The organism is Rickettsia endosymbiont of Halotydeus destructor (genome assembly GCF_049278075.1).
Classification (GTDB): domain Bacteria; phylum Pseudomonadota; class Alphaproteobacteria; order Rickettsiales; family Rickettsiaceae; genus Rickettsia.
Genome location: NZ_JAPNPB010000001.1, coordinates 193,555 through 215,548, shown reverse-complemented (window position 1 = coordinate 215,548; position 21,994 = coordinate 193,555). Strand labels below are relative to the sequence as shown.

The following is a 21,994-nucleotide window of genomic DNA, read 5'->3' as shown; positions in this document are numbered from 1 at the left end:
TGCCTCACCATACTGTACGAACGCTCTTAATGTTGGTTTCAGCAACGGGCGAATCCAGAAAAATACTAATACTCGTCATTGCGAGTGAGACTGCAAGGAGCGTGGCAGCCCAGGAAATAATATTCATCCTGAATTTATTTTGGCATCTACTACAAGTAAGTGCTGAAATAAGTTCAGCATGGCAGAATCAGATTGCCACGTCTGGGGGTACCTCTCTCCTCGCAACGACGAATAATGGATTCGATTTTCCAGGAATGTCATGGAAAATCCGTCCTTGCAACAAGGCTTGTTTTCTCCAAGAAAGGCCTCAAATATTTACCTCAATATTTTTAATAATATCACAAAAACAGTAATATGATAATTGAAAGTCTTAAATTTAGTTTTAAGCAAAAAAAACTTTATAATAGCTGGCTTATCGAAAGTAGTGATATAGATCAATCTTTAAAAGATGTTCAAGAATTTATCTGCAAAAATCTACTTGGAGAAAATATTGCTTTAGAAAATCATCCCGATTATCATTTTGTTGCAAAAGAAATTTCAGGGGCGACTAACGCTAAAGATATTTCAATAACTCAGATAAGAAAGCTGCAAGAATTCTTAAATAAAAGTTCAGCTATTTCCGGTTTCAAGGTTGCTATAATATATCAAGCGGATTTGATGAATTTAAACGCTGCAAATTCCTGCCTTAAAATTCTCGAAGACACCCCTAAAAACAGCTATATTTTTCTAATTACTTTAAAAGCCGCAAGTATTCTTACTACTATAAGATCACGATGTTTTAAGATTAGTGTCAGATCACCGAAATATTTTATCGGCAATGAATCATATGCAAGATTCATTAAACCGATTGCCGATTACACGGATTTAAATAGTAGGCTGGCTTTCATTAACCAATTTTCCGGCAAAGATAGAGAATTGTGGCTAGAATTTATTGATAGTATTTTACATTTAATGAACAGAATTATAAAAAAATCTTCGGGTATTAATGTTGAACTTACTGAATTAGAGAAGAAAATACTAAATAAATTACCGACTCAAAATCTTTCTTCACTAGTTGATAAATTCACCAACATTAAACGCTTAATATATAATACTATAGATTACGATCTTGATCTAAGAGCTAGCTGTATTTTATTGATGAGCGAATTTTTACTATAGTGCTAAACACAAATCATTGATTGCATAAATATTTAATAATATTCCTATCCATTAATCCGCTCTAGGCAAATTTTTTCCGTTATCATTTTTAATTTTTCTACTCTTTCAATCAAATAAAGCAATTGCTCTTTATTAATTTTATAATTTTTATCATATCTTGCATCTACATAAGCTTTTTGTAGCAATTCAAAACATTCATTTTGCTCAGGAGTTGCTTTAGGGAATATTTCCCATAATTCACTATTATAATTTGCTGCTCTGCCGCCCAATTCTTCTATATCATGTAGCTTTGGTTTATAGTTAGAAAAAACTAATAAAATTGTACTATAAAAACTTTCGGTGGCTTGATGAAGTGAAAAGGCTGACAAAGCATATTCCGAATCATTTAAATAAGTGTTTGCCCCTTTTGAAAAACCTTTACCTCTACTAAACCAATATTCGTAATCTTCTTCAGCAATTTCTTTCATCTCGATCCAAGGTAAATCTTTAGCTTCGCTTAAGGTAAATTCTTTATTATCATATAAAAGAATGCCTTCTTTTTTAATATCGGTATAAAAATAGCGTCCTTTTTCTAACTGACTATTTATTTCATCTATTGATTCAAGAATTATTGATATTCGTGAATCATAGGGGATAATTTGAGGTTTTATTACTCCGGTTTTTTTTAGTCTTTTATATATATTATCTTTTAATCTTAAAGTAGCATGCCCTTTATATTTACCTTTTTTTAATATTATTAAAATATCGGTATCGCTATGATAGCCGTTAGGTAGGTCACGTACCCAATCCCCTCTTGCAAAAGAACCATATAAAATAATCATAGCAATTTTATCTTGTGCAACATCTAAAATTTGGCTTACTATATAATTAAGCCTAGCTTGGATATGCAGGGAGCGATCGGGTAAAATTGTTTTCATAATGGATTATTATGTATTATATAAGATAGCCTAGAAAATATTACAAAAATTATGCAACTGCAAGGATATTAGAGCATTGTTGGGTAGAGCGAATTTCTGATGTCATTCCTGCTGCTCCTATGCCATTCCCGCGTAGGCGGGAATCCAGAAAAATTAAACTAAAGATGTAACGATAATTACATAGATAAAAGCTTTACAAGCTAAGGCTTTTTACCCTAGATTCCCGCCTGCGCGGGAATGACATAAAACGTGCTTTAATTATCCACGCAACAATGCTTTGCGAGCGAAGCGAAGCAATCTATTTTTTATCTAGATTGCTGCGTCGCTAGGCTCCTCGCAATGACGATTTTTGTAATGATTTCAAGCCACGCAACAATCTATGCTCTAACCATTGCTATCTGCGCAAGGCCAGCAGCAACAGCGGTTTCGGTTCGTAAGATATAAGCGCCGAGGCTAAAGGATTTAGCATTTTCGTAATCTGCTAATTTTTTGAGTTCTTCGTCTGTAAATCCTCCTTCTGGTCCTATAATTAATGAAATATCGCTTGAATTCGGTAACAGGACTTTAAGCAACGAATTAGCTTTATCCTCTCGCTCGTTGGCATATAACAGTAAATTGTCACCAGTAGCGGCTAAATAATTTTCAAGGGTAATAGCCGTGTCGATCAACGGCATGGTAAGACGTTCCGATTGTTCGTTCGCTTCAATAACGCATTTTAGCAAACGCTCGCTTTTAATATTTCTAAATTGACATCTTTCGGTAATTAGCGGCACAATTTTAGTAACACCGAGCTGTACGGCCATATTTACCGCTAACAAAAATTTTTCTGGTTTTATTATCGCAAGGACAATAGTAAGTGGTAGTATCGGTGTCGGTTTTCTTAAGAGATTTGTAATAGTAACCGATAAATTATTTTTGCCGATAGCATTAATTTGTGCTATAAACTCTCCATCCGTGTTATTAAAAACTCGAAATTGTTCATTCACTTTAAGCCGCAACACTGTTTTAATATAATGTATATGATCGCTTGTTAATTCTATTTCACTATTTACGGCTAAAGTACTATTAATATAAATTCTATTAAGATTGGAAAATTTCATAAAAGGATTAAGATTATGGATAATAAAAAAGATAATATATTAGAAGAAGAAAATTTGCCAAAAGAAAAAGAAATCGGGGGTGTTAAAGGTTTAGAACCCACCCGCTACGGCGATTGGCAACATAAAGGCAAAGTAACAGACTTTTAGTATAGCTTCAACCATTAAGGTCTATACACTAAATTTTGCAATACTCGCTTGTGCTCACGTATAAGAGATACGCGTAGCTTAGCTCACTCTGAAATTTAATATCTATACCTTGATACTTTTTGCTACACTACTCATCAATTTTTATTTTATCAAACGATTGCAATACAGGATACTTTACCTATATGAAATTAACCGAGTTTTATGCCATCATTTAATCAAGTAAAAATCTTACCTTATAATCCCGCTGAGTTATTTTATTTAGTGCTAGATGTAGAATCCTATCCTAAATTTCTTCCCTGGTGCGCAGCTGCTAAAATTATTTCTAAAAACGATGAGCAGATTATTGCCGAGCTAGTATTACAGGTAAAAGGCTTTTCCGAAAAATATCAATCAAGCGTTACTTATCAAATATTAGATGATGAGAGATATGTAATTAATGCCGAAGCTATTTCCGGACCTTTTAAATATTTAAAGAATATATGGCAATTTTCACCTAATGTTAAAGGAAGCTTAATAGAATTTAACATCGATTTTAAAATGCAATCAATAATATTAGATAAATTAATAAGCACTTATTTTGCTAAGGCCGCGGAAAAAATGATTAATGCTTTTGAAAAAAGAGCGATAGAGATTTTGAAAGTACCAGCTTAATGTTGACATTCTAGCTTAGCATTATTGTGCAAATTGTTGCATGGGGCCCGAATTTTTGATGTCATTCCCACGCTAGCGTTGCCCGCATGGATCAGAATCGTTACAAAAACATCGTTATTGCGAGAAGGGATGTAGCTCCAACATGGCAATTTAAGACTCTCACCGTCATTGCGAGGAGTTGCGATAGCAACGACGTGGCAATCTAGAGAAAAATAATAACTTCGTCATTGCGAACGAAGCGAAGCAATCTATTTTTTTAGATTGCCGCGTCGATTCTATGAATCTCCTCGCAATGACGGCTAAAAAATTGAGTCGTGCAACAGCACTTTCCCGTGAAAACAGCAATCCAAAAAATATTTAAGCGGATTATATAGCAAAGTTTTATATAATTTTGTTTATTTTAAGTTTTCTTTCTAGATTTTTGCTTTTAGCTAGGAATGACAGCTGCTTTTCTTGAGCCATGCAAAACACTGCACGAATAGAGCAAATAATTAAAAAAATAGATTATTAGTTAAGCTGCTCAGGTAAAGATTCATCTTCTTCTGCTTTACTTTCTTGTAAAAAACTTTGAGATTCGGATTCAGATCTTGCTACTATTATTGTAACTTTTGTACTAAGCTCTGCATGTAATCTTATTTCAACTGATGAAATTCCCGTAGATTTTATTTGCTTGTCAAGTATCACATTCAAATATGAAATAGGGTGAGATGTACTTTCAGTTAATTTTTCGGCGATTTCTTTGTTACTTACTGATCCAAAAAGCTTCCCATCATCAGATGCTTGTCTTATAAAAATTAATTTTTGATCTTTGATAAGACTGTTAACTTTTTCTACTTCTTCTTTAATAACTTTATCTGTTTCTTCAAGCTCGTGTTTTTGTTCAATAATTAAATTTTTATTAAACTCAGTAGCTCTCACTGCTAATTTTTGTGGCAAAAGATAATTACGACCAAAACCGCTTGCTACTTTGAAAATTTCGCCAATTTTTCCTAGTTTTCTTACCGGCTTAATTAAAATGACTTCCATTTAACTATCTTTTATTTAAATTTGAAATACAAAAGGTAATAATGCTAAAATTCTTGCAACTTTAATAGCATTTTTTAATTTTCTTTGTTTTTTTGCACAAACATTCGTAATTCTGCTAGGTAACATTCTTCCACCTTCAGAAACAAACTTTACTAGCAAATCAGGATTTTTATAATCGATCATAGGAGCATTCGGAACAGAAAGAGGGCACCCTTTACGTCTTCTAAAAAATACTTTTTTAGCGGGTTTTTCTCCTATTTTACGATTTCTTGTTTCTTCGGTGCTATTTCTCAACATTCTTTACCTTTAAGACTATTCTTATTAACTATTAACCGTTACATCAATAACAGGTTCATTTTCTGTATTTTGAGTTTTTAATATCGGTGAAGGCTCACTACTAATCGACTCTACTCTCTGCGTAAGGAATCTAATAATATTTTCATTAAGCTGCATTTTTCTTTCTAGTTCCTTTATTGTTTCCGGACCGGTATTTAAGCCTAAAAAGACATAATGCCCTTTTTTATTATTCCCGATTTTATAAGCCAAAGGCCTTAAACCCCAATATTCGGTTTTAACAACAATACCGTTATTATTTTTGACAATTTTGATAAAATCATCGGTGATTTTATCTATGTCATTCAATGATACGTCTTGACGTACAATAAAAACTGATTCGTAAAAGCTCATGATATACAAAACTCTCCAGCAAGCAAACTTAAAAATAAAGTTTCTTTATAACAATTAAAACTATTTAATTCAAGTATTATCTTTAGTTAAAATAATATTTCTTTATCTTTCTTCTGTATGAATTTTGCTATAAAGCCTTTAATAATTTAATATAATAACTCAAAACTATTAAATAAAATTTTCAATAAGGTAATTTTCAGGTACAATTTTTAATTAATTAACAGAGGTTATTTAAAGTGCTTGATAAATTATTACCTCAGATTCTAATCGTAGAGCTTAAGGAAACCATTAATGTTCCATTATATAATATTATTGAAAGAGCGGGATTTGATATAATAAAAGCCAATACCCTGGAGCAAGCACTTTCTGGCAACATTATACCAACTATAATTATAATCGGTGTGCAACCGACAGAACCTAAAATGATAATAACCGCGATTAGAAAAGTAGAAGCACTATATAAAATACCTATAATTTTTTTATCTACACCTGAAAAAATAGTTTCAAACCAGTTGCAGGTGAATAATCTTATTTCGTTCTTGCCTAAGCCTTTTTCTTCCGATCAATTATTGAACATGATAAAAAATTTATTAAGGCGATCTAAACCGATTTTGCAAGATAATTTAATTAAATTTAAGAATATAAATATAGATATAAATACTCAGAAACTTTATAAAAATGGCAAGATAGTTCGAATTGGTCCTACAGAATTTAAAATTTTACATCTTTTCTTACAATTTCCTACAACTATTTTTTCCCGTCAAAAAATAATGGAATATTTAGGAGAAAATAATAAAGATTATAACTCTCGTATTATAGATGTTCATATAAATAGAATTAGAAAAGCACTAAAAGATACAAATGGAGAAGAAGAGCTTATAAAAACAGTTCGCTTTTTCGGCTATTGTCTTGAGCTTCCGAACAGTGAAAGCCATGAGCTGAATTATAGACGAAGATCAACTTAAAAAGAGAAATCGGTTTACAAGGCAAGGATCGAATCTACATCTGGTGTGTGGAAATCAAAACTCTTGTAAAGACGACATAGCCAATTTTTAAAGTTGATCAACGTATATATAAAAAATTCTTTTGTACAATATCAATAAACATGGTATTATATTTGTAAAATAAACTAATTATTTAGGTTGATTATATGCTAGGTAAAGTTAATAAACCCGCATTATTTGCTTTAATATTTTATCCTCTTTTGCTTACAGTACTTTTAGTAAAATATTGGAATACTAACGGAATAGGGTGGACCGAGATTACTTTGATGGTTGTTAGTTATTATATTTACAATATTTCTGTTGGCATCGGCTTGCATAGGTTATGGTCCCATAATTCTTATAAAACAAATAAATATGTTGAATTTATTTTATTAGTAGTTTCCGCAGGAACACTGCAGGGGCCCGCTTTATCATGGGCATCAAATCACTTCAAGCATCATAGATATACCGACAACGATCAAGATCCGCATAGTCCTTTAAAATTTGATAATAAAATCGAAGGTTTTTTATGGTCTCATCTTGGATGGATGCTTGTCGGCGAAGGTAGTTACAAATCTATTGACCGCATAACATGGATAAAGCACGGTAGAAATAAATTATTAAAATGGCAATTAAAATATTATTGGCAAATAGCTATTTTTATGAATGTTATCGTACCTTTATTTGTTGGTTATTTAATTGGCGGTACGATTGCGTCAAGCTACATGGCCTTTTTATTTATGGGAATAGGGCGCGCATTGCAACAACAGGCAACGTTTTGTGTTAATTCTCTATGCCACTTTGTCGGAAGCAAAAAATACTATAAAGGAACAGCTGGAGATATTTGGTGGATGGCACTATTTTTACTTGGCGAAAATTGGCATAATTACCACCATGCTTTTCCATCAGATTATCGTAACGGCGTAAAATGGTATCATTTTGACGTTCATAAATGGATAATATATTTAATGAGCAAAGTAGGTTTAGCTTGGGATTTAGATCGCACAGCAAAAGTAAGAATCCATGCAAAAATGCAAGAGACTTTTAGTTACCTTACTGAGGGACGTAAGCAGCAGCTAAATCTAATGCAAAATAAAGTAGACCAATTAATAGAAAATCTTTATTTAAAAATTAAAGAACTTGAAGGGTCTTCTATATTAATTAAAGAACAATTTAAAAAATCTTTTATAGAAATTCAAGATTCTCTTAAAAATTTAGCGGAACAATTACATTCATCAGGACAAGCGAGTGGAAAATCGTCTGAGAAATTATTAAAAATGATTAATAAAAAAATTAGCAACACCGAGCAAACTATTTATAAATTATATAACCAACTAAATTCTACACAAATTTCTAATTAAAATTATTATCTTTATCTTTTAAGTTAGAGGTGGGCAAATAACTCAAATGTTATTACGAGCGACTGTAAGGATTATGACTAGATAGTCATAATCCTTACAGTCGCTTCTTCATTACCATGCTAGAATTATTTTTATTAACCTCGCGATCCAAGCAACAACATCTTTCTAATAACAGTTTTTTATAGACATATTTAAATAAGATATTACTATAAACTTTCCTATAGCTAATTTTACAGACAAATATGGCAGAAGATAAAAAAAAACCGGATGAAGTTAAGCAATTTGCCGATCAAATAAAAGAAGCTTTATTGGGTATCGGCGAATATCAACTTGAATCGGCGGAAGCAGAAAAGATTTTTGCCGAGCTTAGCAACAATGAAGAATTTGAACAAGAAATAGAGAAGATACTAGCACAATTAACAGAACAGAGCATGGATTTAACTAAATTACAAACACAAATTATTATATTAATCCGTAAATATTTTGGAAAGTTGAAAAATTTTAATTTTAAAATAAGTGAAAAAATTATTAATAAAAATGTTGCCGATGTCAGTAGTTATTTAATGCAGCAACGTTCTAAAATTGTTAAATCAGCTAATCAAGGGCTGGCAAATCCAAAAGACAAGCTCCAAGGTATTAGTAAAGAATCAAGGATGAATTTAAAACGATTGGTAAAAAGTTTTGCCGTTTATCAAATTTATATGTTTATGAATCCAAAAAGAATAGCAGGCGAAACAAAAAAAATGAATTTTGCTTATAATATGATAAAAGGAGGAATGAATTTGGCCAAAAAATATGAAGGTGGTAAGTCCTTAGATATAAAGGCGTACTCCCCTAAATTTATAAAAAATCTTGAGAAAGCACACCTTGCTTTTAGTAAAAAAGACGGAAGATCAATTTAAACTTTATATATACAGCTAAATTCATAAAACTTCAAATAAGATGAATTTAAGGAGAAGCTTGTGCAGCCATGCCTAAACTGCGTGAGCACAGGCGAATGCCAAAAAATTCGCTTATATTAATTGATCACGATGACGCTGTACAGAATGAATTAATGGCAAAAATCTATTTTATAGCCGGAGAAATATCAGGCGATTTTATCGGTTCTAGAATAATCAGGCATCTGAAAAATAATAATCAGGGGTTAGAATTCACCGGTATAGGCGGAAAGCTGATGGAGGAGGAAGGAATTACTAAAAGCTTATTCCCTATTACCGAAATAAGCCTAATGGGTTTTATAGAGATTATACCAAATATTTTTAAGATCAAGCGGTTAATTAACCTTACAATAGAAGATATAATTAATAACGCTCCAGACATATTAATTACTATAGATTCTCCCGGTTTTACTTATCGAGTAGCAAAACAGCTAAAAAAAATCTTACCTAATCTAAAAATGATTCATATAGTAGCACCGTCTGTTTGGGCATATAAACCAGGGCGAGCTATAAAATATGCTAAAATTTATAATTGCCTGTTTGCGTTGCTACCTTTTGAACCACCTTATTTTATTAAAGTGGGGCTTGATTGTCGGTATATTGGTCATCCAATTATGGAACAGAAATTTTATGATGATAAATTAGCTTTGCGCAAAGAGTTTAAAATATTAGATAACAAAAAAGTTTTATGCGTTACGGTCGGCAGTAGATATGGAGAAATATCAAGACATTTACCTATTTTTATTGCTGCTATCAATAATCTTGCTAGAAATCACCCCGATATTACCGTAATATTTCCTCTTGCCGACCCAAGTCACGAAGAAATAATAAAGTCTTTCTTGTTAGATGTAGAATTTAATTATGTATTTTCTAATGAACGGTTAAAAAGTTATGCCGTGGCAGACTTAGCTTTAGCAAAATCCGGGACTAATATATTAGAAATTGCCGCTTCTAATACCCCGATGATTGTCGCTTATAAACTTAATTTACTTAGTTTTCTTATTATAAAATTATTAATTAAAATAAAATATGCCTCTATAATCAATATTATAGCCGGCACCGAAGTCATACCCGAACTTATTCAGTTTAATTGTATCCCCTCCATGATTAGTGCAAAACTTGAGGAGTTACTATTAAATCCAGAAAAATCTAATGAACAAATAGTAGAAAGCCAAGCAGCTTTAAAGCAACTAGGTTTCAAATCAAGCCAAACTTCTTCTCTAACGGCAGCAAAAATCATAATTAAAGAATTTTTAAGGTAAGCATTTATTTTAAGAGAAAAAAAGATTAGAAATTGTATCCGTCCATAACATTTTTTGAAGTACACTAATAACCAGTAATAACATAATAATAAAATACATTTCTACATTTCTTCTCATACTTTTTAACTGCTTAACTACTATCTTTAAGTCATTAGATATCTTTTTTTGCTCTTCCACACTATCTGATCTAAACACTATCAAATTACCTGATAAGCTCATTAATTTACTATTTACAGCTTTTAATGTTTCAGTATACTCATCGTCTTCATCTTTACTCATAGTATTATTGTACTCACTATATTTCAATAATTTATTTTATATATATGCTATAAACTAAATATTAGCAGTTGTTTTAAAACTATTTACGCTTTAAAACAGTTGACTTTTAGCAAAAGCTTTATATTTTTACAACCATAATTTTAGTTATGATTTATTGTATTAGCTTGTATCGGCTTAATGACAACAAGAGCATTTAAGTTAGTAGATTGATAAAAATTAAAGAAATTCCTAGAAAGGATTTTTACTATATATTATTTTCATTGTCAACAAAAAACCATGATTCATGGATTTTTATATATTATGAGTAATAAAACTTTATTAGCTTGAGATTTTATAATTCAATTTTTATAAAACAATGACTTTTAATAAGGAGAAGCGAGATTCTATGCACCTGGGGGAATAATATTATAACTTCATATGACGATAAAAATCGGGGTTATCTTCCCACAACTCACGAATTTTTACAAATAAAAAAAGATGTATTCGGCAATTAAAAAACTTTTCCATTTCTTGTCGAGCTTGCGCACCGATTTCTTTTATTTTGCTGCCACTCTTGCCAAGTATTATAGTTTTATAACTTTCTCTTGTCACGACTATAACTTGGTGAATTTTTACCGATTTGTCAGGACGCTCTTCCCAGCTTTCAGTCTGAACAGTCAACTTATAAGGCAATTCCTGATGAAGAGCTAAAAATAACTGTTCCCTTGTAATTTCTGCCGCTAAAAAACGCATCGGTAAATCTGTCATATCATCCTCTTCATAAAGCCATGGCGAGGGTTTTGCTTGGGATATAATATATTCTAGCAACTTATCTATATTTGTGCCGAATAAAGCAGAAATAAGCAAAATTAAGCTTTCAGGATTAGTAGTAGTTAAACTAGCTCGAATATCATCAATATACTGAGATTTAAAATCTATTTTGTTTAATAAAAATACCGGTATGATTTCAAGAGAGGAGAGTTTTTTTAATATATCATAAGTAATTTCGTCTAGGGGCTTTAAGCTATCTATAATCAACATTACGATATCAGCACTATGTAAACTTGACCATGCGCTCCGGACCATCGCTTTTTCCAGGCGACTTTTCGGCTCAAATATACCCGGCGTGTCATACAAAATTATTTGCGTATCTTTAATGGTAACTATACCGGTGATAATAGAGCGGGTAGTCTGAACTTTTGGGGTAACTATGGAAATTTTTTGACCGATAAGTTTATTCAGTAAGGTCGACTTACCGCTATTTGGCCTACCTATTATGCAGACAGATATAGTTTTTTGAGTTTGATTCATCATAACAGCCCAATTGTGCGGAGCAACTCTCGTGCAGCATCTTTTTCGGCTTCTTTAATGGAATGACCGGTGCCGGTTTGTGAATGGTCTTTTATTGTTACCGAGACTGTAAAAGTCGTAGAGTGTGAAGCACCGCTCCTATTAATAACCTTATATATCGGCACATGGAATCCTTTACTTTGCGCCCATTCTTGTAAGGGAGTTTTAGGGTCATAACTAGTTAAATCCTTGACAGTAATAAACTCAGCCCAGAGATTTTGAACAATTTTGCGTGCAATATTAATATCACTGTCAAGATAAATAGCAGCGACTAAAGCCTCCATTGCATCTTCTATATTATTTGGATTATCCCGCCCTCCTGAGAGTTCCTCCCCTTGGGTCATTATAATATAATTACTCAAATTAAGCTTGGTGGCAACGTTGCAAAGTGTTTCCTTGCAAACTAAATAAGCTCTAATTTTTGCTAATTTCCCTTCATCGTAATCAGCAAAATTAGTAAATAAAATTTCGGTAACTAGAAAACTTAATATAGCATCTCCTAGAAATTCCAGCCGTTCATAATCCATATATTGATTTGAAGAATTATGTTGTTTTAATGACGGATGACTTAATGCTTCGATTAAAAGATTCTTATCTTTAAAATTATATCCTAATAACTTTTCTAATTTTAATTTTTGATCAATTATTGTCATTAGCAATGTCCATTTTATAAAGGCTTTTAAATATTCTATTAAATCTAATAGAGGAAAGCCAGGGACCGATGCGAAGTATTTGTTTTACAATACCGATATCATTATCCCATAACTTTAATTCAGTAGAAAAGTAAATAAATTGTGCTTTAGCAATAAAGTTTTCAAAAGGTACATAACCTAAATCCACTCGACTATCATTTGACTGATCTCTATTATCACCAAGAAAAAAATATTTACCCGCCGGTACATAAAAAATTTCTGTATTACCGTGTTTATTTTCAACTAACCTGCCGTTGATCGGAGCAATCTTATAAGAAAAATAAGCTGCGCCATTTGGTAACGTTTCTTTATATTTGATATATTTGAGCCCTTCCTCACTTACAAAGTTGCCTATTTCTACACGTTCTATTTTTTGATCATTGATATATATCACATCATCAATTAATTGCACTTTATCACCGGGCAAACCGATTAAGCGTTTTATATATCTAACATTCATATTAGGAGGAGGACGAAAAACAATTATATCTCCTCTTTGTGCCTCCTGCGCAAATATTCTTCCTTTAAAAAGAGGAATAAAGTCAAAAAAAGATAAAGAATAATTACTATAGCCGTAACTATATTTTGTTGAAAAGATATAATCATTTTCTAAAATAGTCGCTTTCATTGAAGCAGTCGGAACAGTAAAAGGTTCCATGACTAATATTCGAATCATTAAAGCAATTACTATAACAAAAGAAAAGGAACGCCATTCCTGCCAATTTATTTGTTTTTTCTGTGGTTCAATATTTGTTTGCATATATTATTTTATAAATAATTAAAATGTTATTCGTAAACGGTTAAACGTCATTGCCAGGAGCATAGCCTTACCCCATCGTTGCAAGAAGCGTAGACTACCACGTCATTGCGAGGAGGCATCTATGCCGACGTGGCAATCTAAACATTGTTTTCTAGATTACCGCGTCGATTCTACGAATCTCTTCGCAATGACGGTCAAAATTCGAGCCATGCAACAATCTTCACATTTCCTTGCGATTGCTGGCATAGCCTATATTGCTAAGCTCCTTTTAGTTGTCGCAATGACAATTTCGGAATGATAAAATCACGCAACACTATACTCTTTAATACGCTCTTCAATCTCACCGCGAAAGTGACGTATTAACCCTTGAATAGGCCAAGCGGCAGCATCACCTAAAGCGCAAATAGTATGTCCTTCAACTTCTTTTGTTACTTCAAGTAACTCATCTATCTCATGCTTTTTTGCCTCTCCTCGTACCAAGCGCATCATAACCCGCCACATCCAGCCTGTCCCTTCTCTACAAGGCGTACATTGCCCGCACGACTCATGCATATAGAATTTGCTAAGCCTTGCAATAGCATAAATAATATCGGTGGATTGATCCATAACGATAATACCTCCTGTTCCAAGGCTTGACCCTGCAGTCTTTAAACTATCAAAATCCATATCTACTTCGCATAAAGATTTAGGCAGTAACGGCACCGAAGACCCGCCGGGAATTATAGCCTTAAGGTTATTCCAACCGCCGCGTACTCCGCCGGCATATTTATCAATTAACTCTTTTAAAGGCACACCCATTTTTTCTTCAACGTTACAAGGCTTGTTTACGTGACCTGAAATACAGAAAATTTTAGTTCCGGTATTATTAGGCTTGCCGATACTGCTAAACCATTCAGCTCCACGCCTTAAAATAGTTGGGACTACTGCTATAGATTCCACATTATTAATAGTGGTCGGGCAACCGTATAAACCGTAACCGGCGGGAAATGGTGGCTTTAGCCTTGGCATACCTTTTTTCCCTTCTAAGCTCTCAAGTAATGCCGTTTCCTCACCACAAATATATGCACCCGCCCCTCTGTGTAGATAAATATTACAATCAAAACCGGAATTACAAGCATTTTTACCTATTAATCCGTCATTATACGCCTCATCTAAAGCTCTTTGAATATTAGAGGCTTCATTGTAAAACTCTCCTCTAATATAGATATAACATGTATGCGCTGATATTGCGAAGCTTGCCAGCAAACATCCTTCTATTAATTTATGCGGCTCAAACCTTAAAATATCACGATCTTTGCAAGTACCCGGTTCAGATTCGTCGGCATTAACCACCAAATAAGATGGTTTAAGTGAGTTTTTTGGCATAAACGACCATTTCATACCGGTAGAGAATCCGGCACCGCCACGGCCTCTTAAACCCGATTTTTTAATCTCTTCAATTATCCATTCTTGTCCTTTACTAATTAAACCCTTTGTATTATCCCAATCCCCCCGTTTTGTACTAGCTTTTATATCATGACTTTCCTTACCTTGCAGATTAGTAAAAATTCTATCTTCTTCTTTTAGCATATATCGCTCTATAATAAAGATTGATCTTAAGTTGATACTGTCATTCCCGCGAAAACGGGAATCCAGAAAAATTATAGTCATCCTGAATTTATTTCAGGATCTAATTACAAAAAGATGCTGAAACAAGTTCAGCATGACAAAGTAAAGCCTAGATTCCCGTTTTCACAGGAATGACATCAAAAATTCGACTCACACAACAACGCCTACTCACTTCTCCGGTAGTAATATCTCTCGCTTTCCGGTGTGATTTGGCGGCGAGACTATTCCATCCTGTTCCATTTTTTCGACTAAAATGGCAGCTCTATTATAGCCAATTCGGAGCGACCTTTGAATGTAACTAATTGAAGCTTTACGCTCAAGCCGTACTATTTGCACCGCTTTTTTATACAGCATTTCATCTGATGTTCCATCACCGTTAGCACTATCAAGAGAGTTATCGTCTTCATCGGATTGCTCAACCACTGCTGAAATATATTCGGGTGTACCGGTTTCTTTCAAATAATCGGTAATTTTCTCAATTTCATTTTCATCGACAAAAGGACCATGCACCCTGGTAATTTTTGAAGTATTACCCATAAATAACATATCTCCCATACCAAGTAACTGCTCAGAACCCTGTTCACCTAAAATTGTTCGGCTATCAATTTTAGAAGTAACTTTAAAACTAATACGACTAGGAAAATTTGCTTTAATTACACCGGTAATAACATCTACCGAAGGTCTTTGCGTTGCCATAATAATATGAATACCGGCAGCTCTTGCCATTTGAGCAAGTCTTTGAATAGATAGCTCAATATCCTTACCGGCCACTAACATTAAATCCGCCATTTCATCAACGATTACGACAATAAATGGTAATTTCTCCATATTCATCTCTACCGTTTCATAAGTAGGTTTGCCGGTCTCGTGATCAAATCCCGTTTGAACGGTACGCTCAAGCGTTTTACCTTGTTTTGCCGCTTCTAAGATTTTGGCATTATAACCGGCTATGTTTTTAACACCGATATTCGACATCATTCTATAACGATTTTCCATTTCCTTCACTGCCCATTTAAGAGCTACCACCGCCTTTGCCGGCTCGGTTACGACAGGCGTAAGTAAATGTGGGATCCCTTCATAAGCGGATAATTCTAACATCTTTGGATCAATCATAATAAGCCGACACTCTTCAGGAGTATAACGATAGAGTAACGAGACGATCATCGCATTAATTCCGACCGACTTACCGGAGCCAGTAGTTCCCGCTACAAGCAAGTGAGGCATTTTAGCTAAATCGGCTATTAAAGGTTTGCCAGCTAAATCTTTTCCTAAAATTAATGGCAATAAAATAGAATGATCCTGATATTCCGGCGTCTCGATTAATTCCTTTAAGCAAAAAAATTCTCTATGCTTATTTGGCAATTCAATGCCAAGAACGTTTTTACCCGGCACCACCGCTATTCTCGTTGATAAAGCTGAAAGTGATCTGGCTATATCGTCTGATAACCCTACTACCCTCGAAGTTTTTGTTCCTGCAGCTGGCTCGAATTCATATAAAGTAACTACCGGCCCCTGACTAATATTAATAATCTTTCCTTTAACCCCGAAGTCACTTAATACACTTAATAATTTTTCTGATTTTTGTTTAAGCTCCGAAGAAGAGTCACTTTTTATATGTTGGTTATCGGCATTCCTTAGTAGTGAAACAGGAGGTAACGGCGATAGACTATTTTGCTCAATTTTAGGTGGCAATGCTGCTCTATTAAAAAATTTTGGCTGAATATTAGCTGCCTGCCTGGCAACGTCCGGTTTATTCTTTATTAACGCTTCCGGGGCAGCAAAATAAGAAGGAGTAACTCTTGAGCGATTTACTTCTTCTTTTTTAGGTAATAAAAATTTTGCCAGTGATAAGCGGGATAATATATTGCGTGTTTGATAAGATAGGAATCTATACAAATTTATTATAGAATCTTTTAACCAGGTAAATTTTACTTCGAGTAGAATAACAAATAAAATAAAGGTCAAAAAGATTAGTATAAGATAAAGTTGCCCTGTAAATTGTTTGAAGAAATTAAAACTAACTATTCCAATCGCTCCGCCAGCACTTCCTCGCAAATAAGGTATTTCAAGCTTGGCTAATAATGTTGCCATACTAAGGATTGTCAACAACATTACAATCATACGAACAAATATCCGCTTATTTTGCGCTAACCAACGGTTTTTAGCCCAAATAAAACAATAAATAGGTAGGATGAAAGCAGCTATGCCAAAAAATTGGTATAAAAAATCCGATAAATACGCCCCAAAAACTCCTAACAAATTGTCAGAATAACGCTCTGTTACCAGATTAAAGCAAGGATCATCGGTTTTATAAGTAGTTAAAGCAAAAATAATGCTCAAACCGATTCCCCCTAAAATAATCGCCTGCAGCTTATTATTGGAAAAAAATTTATTTATATAGTATAACACAAAAATTATTGCTAAAAAAATTGCAAACCATTAATAATATATAACTAATTCGGCAAATTGATACAAGGATAATTTAAAAAAGTAAAAAGCATTATATGAATTACCGCCATATCTATCATGCAGGTAATTTTGCTGATATCGTCAAGCATTTAGTACTTATTGCTCTTATTGAACAGCTAAAAAAAAAAGAAAAGCCTTTCGCGGTTTTGGACGGTTTTGCCGGAGTTGGTATTTATGACCTAAATTTAGAGGCGGCACAAAAAACATCCGAGAGTTTAACCGGTATTAAAAAATTACTAAGCTTTACAAAGTCTGTGACCGACTTACCTAATATTTTACAAATTTTTTTAAATTTGGTAAAAACTTTCAGGCAGGACTATTATCCGGGCTCACCTTTGATAATTACTAAATTATTAAGACCAAATGATCGCTTAATTGCCTGTGAGCTTCACCCGGCAGACTATTTAAGCCTAAAAAGTTTATTATCGAATACCTATGAAATGGATGCATATACGGCTATTAAAGCTTTTCTCCCTTTTAAAGAAAAAAGAGGTTTAATTTTTCTTGATCCACCTTTTGAAGTGAAAAATGAATTTGATAGGCTATTCGAAGCAATCAAAGAGATAAAATCCAGAGCACTTAATAATTGCGTTCTTATTTGGTATCCAATTAAAGATCGAATTTTGATTAGAGATTTTTATCACAAGTATAAAAATATAGGTTTTAAAGAAACGCTAATTATTGAGTATGAGCTTCTACATTCTGATAAAAACATGATAAAATGTGGACTGATGATAATTAACCCGCCTAATATTAAAGATGACATAATGCAAATAAGCGGTTACCTTACTATGGCCTTAAATTTAAAAGTTACTAGTAATTATTTATAATGTTATCTTCACACAAAAATTATTTATTGTTATTAATTATATTTGTCCTACAAGGATGTAATAGTTTTAATTCATCTCACGATAAAACCTTACTTACTAGTACTGCGCAACAATTAGAGAAAAAATATAAAATACATCATGCTGAGCTAGTCGTACAGTATGATCTTACTAATGAAAACGGCAGTAAAAACTGTTTATATACTAAAAATCTTGGGCTAATAATCAATAACCCTAATAAAAATAAAATTTTCTTACAGAAATTTCATAACAAAAAGCCGCAAGAGTTTAATAAAGCAGCCGGCCCAAAGATAGTCGTAATCAAAAATTTATTATCACAATTACAAGGAAAATATCAGTTTTTGTCTAGCGCCGAGGCTCGTTATTTTGCAAAAAATTATAATCCCGACGGAAAAAATAATATATCAGAGCTTTTAAAAGTTGATAAAATAATTAGCTCTATACCTTTAATGATGCCTGAATGCGATACAAAAGTTACCAGCCATTACGGTGTTCGGAAAAGTCCCCATAAAAAGAAAAGAAAGAAAAAGTGTTTTCATAGAGGGATTGATTTACAGGCTAAAAAAGCAGCGCCAGTATATGCATCGGCAACCGGCGTAGTTACCAAAGTTGCAAGAGTTCACGATTACGGAAATTTTATAGAAATTAAGCATTTTCGTAATATTACTACTAAATACGCTCATTTAAAGGAAATGCATGTTAAGGAAGGGTGTCGGGTGACAAGAGGACAGCTTATAGGTATTCAAGGCAGAACAGGTAACGCCACCGGTGAGCATTTACATTTTGAAATTTTGTTAAATAATAAACCCGTTAATCCGTTTGATTTTATATCACATAGTCATAATTAATGTTTAAGCTTATATATCCTAAATTTTGGCAAAGCAGGAATATTATTGCCTATCTATTATGGCACCTTAGCCTTATATATCTACTTGTAAGTTTTTTAAGAAAACTATTTGCACGGCCTATTATTTTCCCTGCCAAGATAATTTGTGTCGGAAATAACAGCGTCGGCGGTACAGGCAAAACTCAAATAGTGATTCACTTAGCAAAATTATTATCTGTAGAGAATATAAAATTTGTTATTGTTACTAAGGCTTACGGCAGCGATCTTACTACGGCAATTATCGTAAGAAAGCACCATACTGCTATAGAAGTAGGTGACGAGTCTTTAATATTGTCCAAGTATGGTACGGTTATTGCTACCAGGAAAATTCAACAAATTATTCCTTTAATCAATGAGATTAAACCTAGTGTAATTATAGTCGATGATTTTCTACAAAACCCCAATTTCCACAAGGATTGTACCATTTTAGCAGTAGATGCTCATCGGCTTTTCGGTAACGGTTTTTTAATTCCTGCAGGTCCTTTGCGGGAATATCCAAAGAAAGCTCTAAAATCCGCCGATTTAATTATGGCCATAAGTGCCGAAAATTGGAACCCTCCTAATATTTTAATGTCCTATACTGCTAAATTAGTACAAGCGAAAATTGTACTCTCAAAAAAAATAGATAAAACAAAAAATTACTTTGCTTTCAGCGGCATCGGCAATCCTGAGCGTTTTTTTCTTACTCTAAAAAATTATGGTTTAACGATAGCAGGTTGTGAAATTTTTCCTGATCATTATAATTATTCAAAAAAAGATTTAGAAAATTTGCTGGCAAACGCTAAAAAATATAACGCCGCGCTTATCACTACTAGAAAAGATTACGTAAAACTTTTGCCTTTAAAGGATGCAGATACTGAAATAATTTGTTGTGACGTAGAACTATTGATAGATAACCCGCAAAAACTAGACGACTTACTTTATGCAAAAATTTTTAAAAAATATTAGATATTTACTTGAATATTTTGTTGTTATTACAGCAATGAAAATATTAGGCCTATTCGGTATTGATCGAGCCGGAAATATTTGTAGTTTCATAGCAAGAAAAATCGGCATATTACTCGCTGTTAATAAAATTGCTCGAAAAAATATTCATGCCGTTTTTGGTGATAGCCTTGATAGTGAAGCAATTATCGATCAAACTTGGGATAATTTCGGTAGGTTTATCGGCGAATTCCCGTATATTAGTACTATGTCCGAGCAAGAGTTATTGCGAAGAATAAAAATAATAGGTATCGAAAACATTGAAGAATTTCAAAAAACCGGACAACCGTTTTTATTATTTACCGGTCATTTTGCCAATTGGGATATCGCACTTAAACTTATCCATAAGTTTTATCCTGAATTCTCCATAATATACCGCCGCTCTAATAATCCGTATGTTAACCGATTAATCAATGAAATTCGCACTAGCGATAAATTAAGTCTAATTCCAAAAGGCGCAGAAAGCAGTAGAGGCTTAATTAAAGCAATAAAACAACGACATGCTATTGCTATGCTGGTTGATCAAAAAATGAATGACGGTATAGAAGTGCCGTTTTTAGGGCTTCCTGCCATGACACCGCATGCTATAGCCAAAATTGCTCTGCAATTTAAATATCCGATTATACCTTGCCAAATAATTCGTACACATGGCAGTTATTTCAAATTAATATTACATCCACCTCTTACATTGCAGCAAACAGGCAATGATAAAGTCGATTATTATAACATCATGTTAAATATTAATCAGATTTTAGGAGAATGGGTTAAACAAAACCCAGGGCAGTGGTTTTGGTTTCATAATAGATGGAAGAAATAAATTATACCTACATTCCATATTACTCCCGCATGCGCAAGAAGGCTTTATTGCATGTCTCGAAATCATTACAAAATATTGTCATTGCGAGGAGTGTAGCGACGCGGTAATCTAAAAAAAATAGCTAGATTGCTTCGCTTCGCTCGCAATAACGAGTGAAATTTTAGATTGCCGCCCCTTCCTTCAGTCGTTCGCAATGACGATATCAATCTTTAGTTAATAATGCTGAATAATAAAATATCACTATTTGTTAATAGCAACACATATTTCCAGCTGATTAATCATTTGTAAATATTGCCGGTAAAATACTTGGTGATCAACATTCGCAAACGACCAATTTTCGCTTTCTAGCATCACTATATTAGCGTTTAATTTTTTATAAAGCCTTGCATCTTGCTGCGTATCTAAAATTAAGCATTTATTAGCCGACTTACTTAACAATTTTTCTAGCTTACTTATATATTTTAAACTTTTTTGACTTACGCTATATAATTTTTGAATTTTAATTTTTGTATTGATAAAGAAATATTGTGTACTATCGTTTAGTAAAATTACATCTTGCAGTCCAGCAAATTTATATTTTTTGATTTTACTTAAATCTTCTAGCTGTTTTAAAGCTAAATCAAGATTATAATTTATGTCTTTCTGTAGGTTAGGCAGTTTCTGCACTAATATTAATGATAATTCCTCTAACAAAATCTTAACATTATCAAGGTCTAGCCAAATATGCCAATTAATTTCGTTATTATCCTTGATGATTTTTAAAGATTTGATATCACTAAGCTTTATAATATTTGTGCTGTGCATTCGCATTAATTTCTCAGCAAAACTATCAAATCTCTCATCTATATAAATAGCTATATCGGCATTTTTTACTTTCGCAAGATCACTTGGCTTTAAATGATAATGATGAGGACAACCGCTATTTACGGCTAAGCTATCTATAACAACTTTATCTTTAACTAACATTGCAACAATACTAGCTATTGGCGTAATGCTTGTAACTATCTTGGATTTATGTTCATCTCCAAAGCTTTTAAGACTAATTAATAATGAAATTATCAGGAATAGGATTTTAGTTTTCATAATTGTATT

22 protein-coding genes and 1 pseudogene are annotated in these 21,994 nt (G+C 33.0%); 11 read left to right on the top strand and 12 right to left on the bottom strand.

What is annotated here, in order from left to right; all coding sequences use genetic code 11:
* Window positions 1–354: 354 nt before the first annotated feature.
* Window positions 355–1,158 carry a DNA polymerase III subunit delta' gene (locus OTR29_RS00980; RefSeq protein ID WP_422228802.1) on the top strand — a complete coding sequence of 268 codons (804 nt, stop codon included), beginning with the start codon at window positions 355–357 and terminating at the stop codon, window positions 1,156–1,158.
* 44 nt (window positions 1,159–1,202) lie between these two features.
* On the opposite strand, the gene OTR29_RS00975 is transcribed toward OTR29_RS00980, so the two are convergent.
* The gene (locus tag OTR29_RS00975) at window positions 1,203–2,075 is read right to left on the bottom strand and encodes a HEPN domain-containing protein (RefSeq protein ID WP_422228801.1); all 873 of its coding nucleotides are present in this window, start codon (window positions 2,073–2,075) and stop codon (window positions 1,203–1,205) included.
* Window positions 2,076–2,452: 377 nt separating this feature from the next.
* The gene (locus OTR29_RS00970; RefSeq protein WP_422228800.1) at window positions 2,453–3,175 is read right to left on the bottom strand and encodes a 16S rRNA (uracil(1498)-N(3))-methyltransferase; all 723 of its coding nucleotides are present in this window, start codon (window positions 3,173–3,175) and stop codon (window positions 2,453–2,455) included.
* A 33-nt stretch (window positions 3,176–3,208) separates the two neighbouring features.
* Here OTR29_RS00970 and OTR29_RS00965 point away from each other — a divergent pair.
* Both OTR29_RS00965 and OTR29_RS00960 read left to right on the top strand, forming a co-directional pair.
* Window positions 3,209–3,322 (top strand): annotated as a pseudogene (locus tag OTR29_RS00965) (DUF1674 domain-containing protein); the annotation flags it as partial.
* Between the two features lie 201 nt (window positions 3,323–3,523).
* Window positions 3,524–3,973 (top strand): type II toxin-antitoxin system RatA family toxin, encoded by a 450-nt coding sequence (locus tag OTR29_RS00960; protein ID WP_422228799.1) that lies wholly within the window; start codon window positions 3,524–3,526, stop codon window positions 3,971–3,973.
* Between the two features lie 507 nt (window positions 3,974–4,480).
* On the opposite strand, the gene rplI is transcribed toward OTR29_RS00960, so the two are convergent.
* From rplI to rpsF, 3 genes are read right to left on the bottom strand one after another with little or no spacing between them, the layout of a single operon-like run.
* Complete coding sequence (rplI, locus tag OTR29_RS00955) at window positions 4,481–4,999, bottom strand: 50S ribosomal protein L9 (RefSeq protein WP_422228798.1); 519 nt, start codon at window positions 4,997–4,999, stop codon at window positions 4,481–4,483.
* A 15-nt stretch (window positions 5,000–5,014) separates the two neighbouring features.
* Window positions 5,015–5,296 (bottom strand): 30S ribosomal protein S18, encoded by a 282-nt coding sequence (gene rpsR, locus OTR29_RS00950; protein ID WP_422228797.1) that lies wholly within the window; start codon window positions 5,294–5,296, stop codon window positions 5,015–5,017.
* A gap of 24 nt (window positions 5,297–5,320) precedes the next feature.
* Window positions 5,321–5,686 carry a 30S ribosomal protein S6 gene (rpsF, locus tag OTR29_RS00945; RefSeq protein ID WP_422228796.1) on the bottom strand — a complete coding sequence of 122 codons (366 nt, stop codon included), beginning with the start codon at window positions 5,684–5,686 and terminating at the stop codon, window positions 5,321–5,323.
* A gap of 236 nt (window positions 5,687–5,922) precedes the next feature.
* On the opposite strand from rpsF, the gene OTR29_RS00940 reads away from it, so the two are divergent.
* The 4 genes from OTR29_RS00940 (at window position 5,923) to lpxB (ending at window position 10,230) form a co-directional block, all read left to right on the top strand.
* Complete coding sequence (locus OTR29_RS00940) at window positions 5,923–6,651, top strand: winged helix-turn-helix domain-containing protein (protein WP_422228795.1); 729 nt, start codon at window positions 5,923–5,925, stop codon at window positions 6,649–6,651.
* Window positions 6,652–6,836: 185 nt separating this feature from the next.
* Window positions 6,837–8,030 (top strand): acyl-CoA desaturase, encoded by a 1,194-nt coding sequence (locus tag OTR29_RS00935; protein ID WP_422228794.1) that lies wholly within the window; start codon window positions 6,837–6,839, stop codon window positions 8,028–8,030.
* A gap of 242 nt (window positions 8,031–8,272) precedes the next feature.
* Entirely contained in the window at window positions 8,273–8,932 is a 660-nt protein-coding gene (locus OTR29_RS00930) for a DUF5394 family protein (RefSeq protein WP_422228793.1), read from the top strand.
* Window positions 8,933–9,084: 152 nt separating this feature from the next.
* Window positions 9,085–10,230 carry a lipid-A-disaccharide synthase gene (gene lpxB, locus OTR29_RS00925; protein ID WP_422229053.1) on the top strand — a complete coding sequence of 382 codons (1,146 nt, stop codon included), beginning with the start codon at window positions 9,085–9,087 and terminating at the stop codon, window positions 10,228–10,230.
* A 9-nt stretch (window positions 10,231–10,239) separates the two neighbouring features.
* Here lpxB and OTR29_RS00920 read toward each other — a convergent pair whose 3' ends face one another.
* The 6 genes from OTR29_RS00920 to OTR29_RS00895 all read right to left on the bottom strand — a co-directional run bounded on the left by OTR29_RS00920 (window position 10,240) and on the right by OTR29_RS00895 (window position 17,307).
* Window positions 10,240–10,509 (bottom strand): hypothetical protein, encoded by a 270-nt coding sequence (locus tag OTR29_RS00920; RefSeq protein WP_422228792.1) that lies wholly within the window; start codon window positions 10,507–10,509, stop codon window positions 10,240–10,242.
* A 405-nt stretch (window positions 10,510–10,914) separates the two neighbouring features.
* The gene (gene era / locus OTR29_RS00915; protein WP_422228791.1) at window positions 10,915–11,802 is read right to left on the bottom strand and encodes a GTPase Era; all 888 of its coding nucleotides are present in this window, start codon (window positions 11,800–11,802) and stop codon (window positions 10,915–10,917) included.
* Window positions 11,799–12,491: a ribonuclease III gene (gene rnc, locus OTR29_RS00910; protein WP_422228790.1), complete on the bottom strand. Its 693-nt coding sequence runs from the start codon at window positions 12,489–12,491 to the stop codon at window positions 11,799–11,801. Before rnc ends, era begins: the two co-directional genes overlap by 4 nt.
* On the bottom strand, window positions 12,478–13,290 hold the full coding sequence (gene lepB, locus OTR29_RS00905; protein ID WP_422228789.1) for a signal peptidase I: 813 nt from the start codon (window positions 13,288–13,290) through the stop codon (window positions 12,478–12,480). Before lepB ends, rnc begins: the two co-directional genes overlap by 14 nt.
* 303 nt (window positions 13,291–13,593) lie before the next feature.
* The gene (gene nuoF / locus OTR29_RS00900) at window positions 13,594–14,859 is read right to left on the bottom strand and encodes an NADH-quinone oxidoreductase subunit NuoF (RefSeq protein ID WP_422228788.1); all 1,266 of its coding nucleotides are present in this window, start codon (window positions 14,857–14,859) and stop codon (window positions 13,594–13,596) included.
* Window positions 14,860–15,066: 207 nt separating this feature from the next.
* On the bottom strand, window positions 15,067–17,307 hold the full coding sequence (locus OTR29_RS00895) for a DNA translocase FtsK (protein ID WP_422228787.1): 2,241 nt from the start codon (window positions 17,305–17,307) through the stop codon (window positions 15,067–15,069).
* Window positions 17,308–17,402: 95 nt separating this feature from the next.
* Between OTR29_RS00895 and OTR29_RS00890 the strand changes: the two genes are divergently transcribed.
* The 4 genes from OTR29_RS00890 to OTR29_RS00875 are packed head-to-tail and all read left to right on the top strand — an operon-like array spanning window position 17,403 to window position 20,902.
* A complete protein-coding gene (locus OTR29_RS00890; RefSeq protein ID WP_422228786.1) occupies window positions 17,403–18,197 on the top strand; it encodes a 23S rRNA (adenine(2030)-N(6))-methyltransferase RlmJ in 795 nt (264 codons plus the stop codon).
* Window positions 18,197–19,063, top strand: coding sequence for a M23 family metallopeptidase (locus tag OTR29_RS00885; protein ID WP_422228785.1), 867 nt, complete (start codon window positions 18,197–18,199; stop codon window positions 19,061–19,063). The genes OTR29_RS00890 and OTR29_RS00885 overlap by 1 nt, the downstream gene beginning before the upstream one ends.
* Complete coding sequence (gene lpxK / locus OTR29_RS00880) at window positions 19,063–20,049, top strand: tetraacyldisaccharide 4'-kinase (RefSeq protein ID WP_422228784.1); 987 nt, start codon at window positions 19,063–19,065, stop codon at window positions 20,047–20,049. The genes OTR29_RS00885 and lpxK overlap by 1 nt, the downstream gene beginning before the upstream one ends.
* Window positions 20,024–20,902 (top strand): LpxL/LpxP family acyltransferase, encoded by an 879-nt coding sequence (locus tag OTR29_RS00875; RefSeq protein ID WP_422228783.1) that lies wholly within the window; start codon window positions 20,024–20,026, stop codon window positions 20,900–20,902. Before lpxK ends, OTR29_RS00875 begins: the two co-directional genes overlap by 26 nt.
* 240 nt (window positions 20,903–21,142) lie before the next feature.
* On the opposite strand, the gene OTR29_RS00870 is transcribed toward OTR29_RS00875, so the two are convergent.
* On the bottom strand, window positions 21,143–21,985 hold the full coding sequence (locus tag OTR29_RS00870) for a metal ABC transporter solute-binding protein, Zn/Mn family (protein ID WP_422228782.1): 843 nt from the start codon (window positions 21,983–21,985) through the stop codon (window positions 21,143–21,145).
* Between the last annotated feature and the right edge of the window lie 9 nt (window positions 21,986–21,994).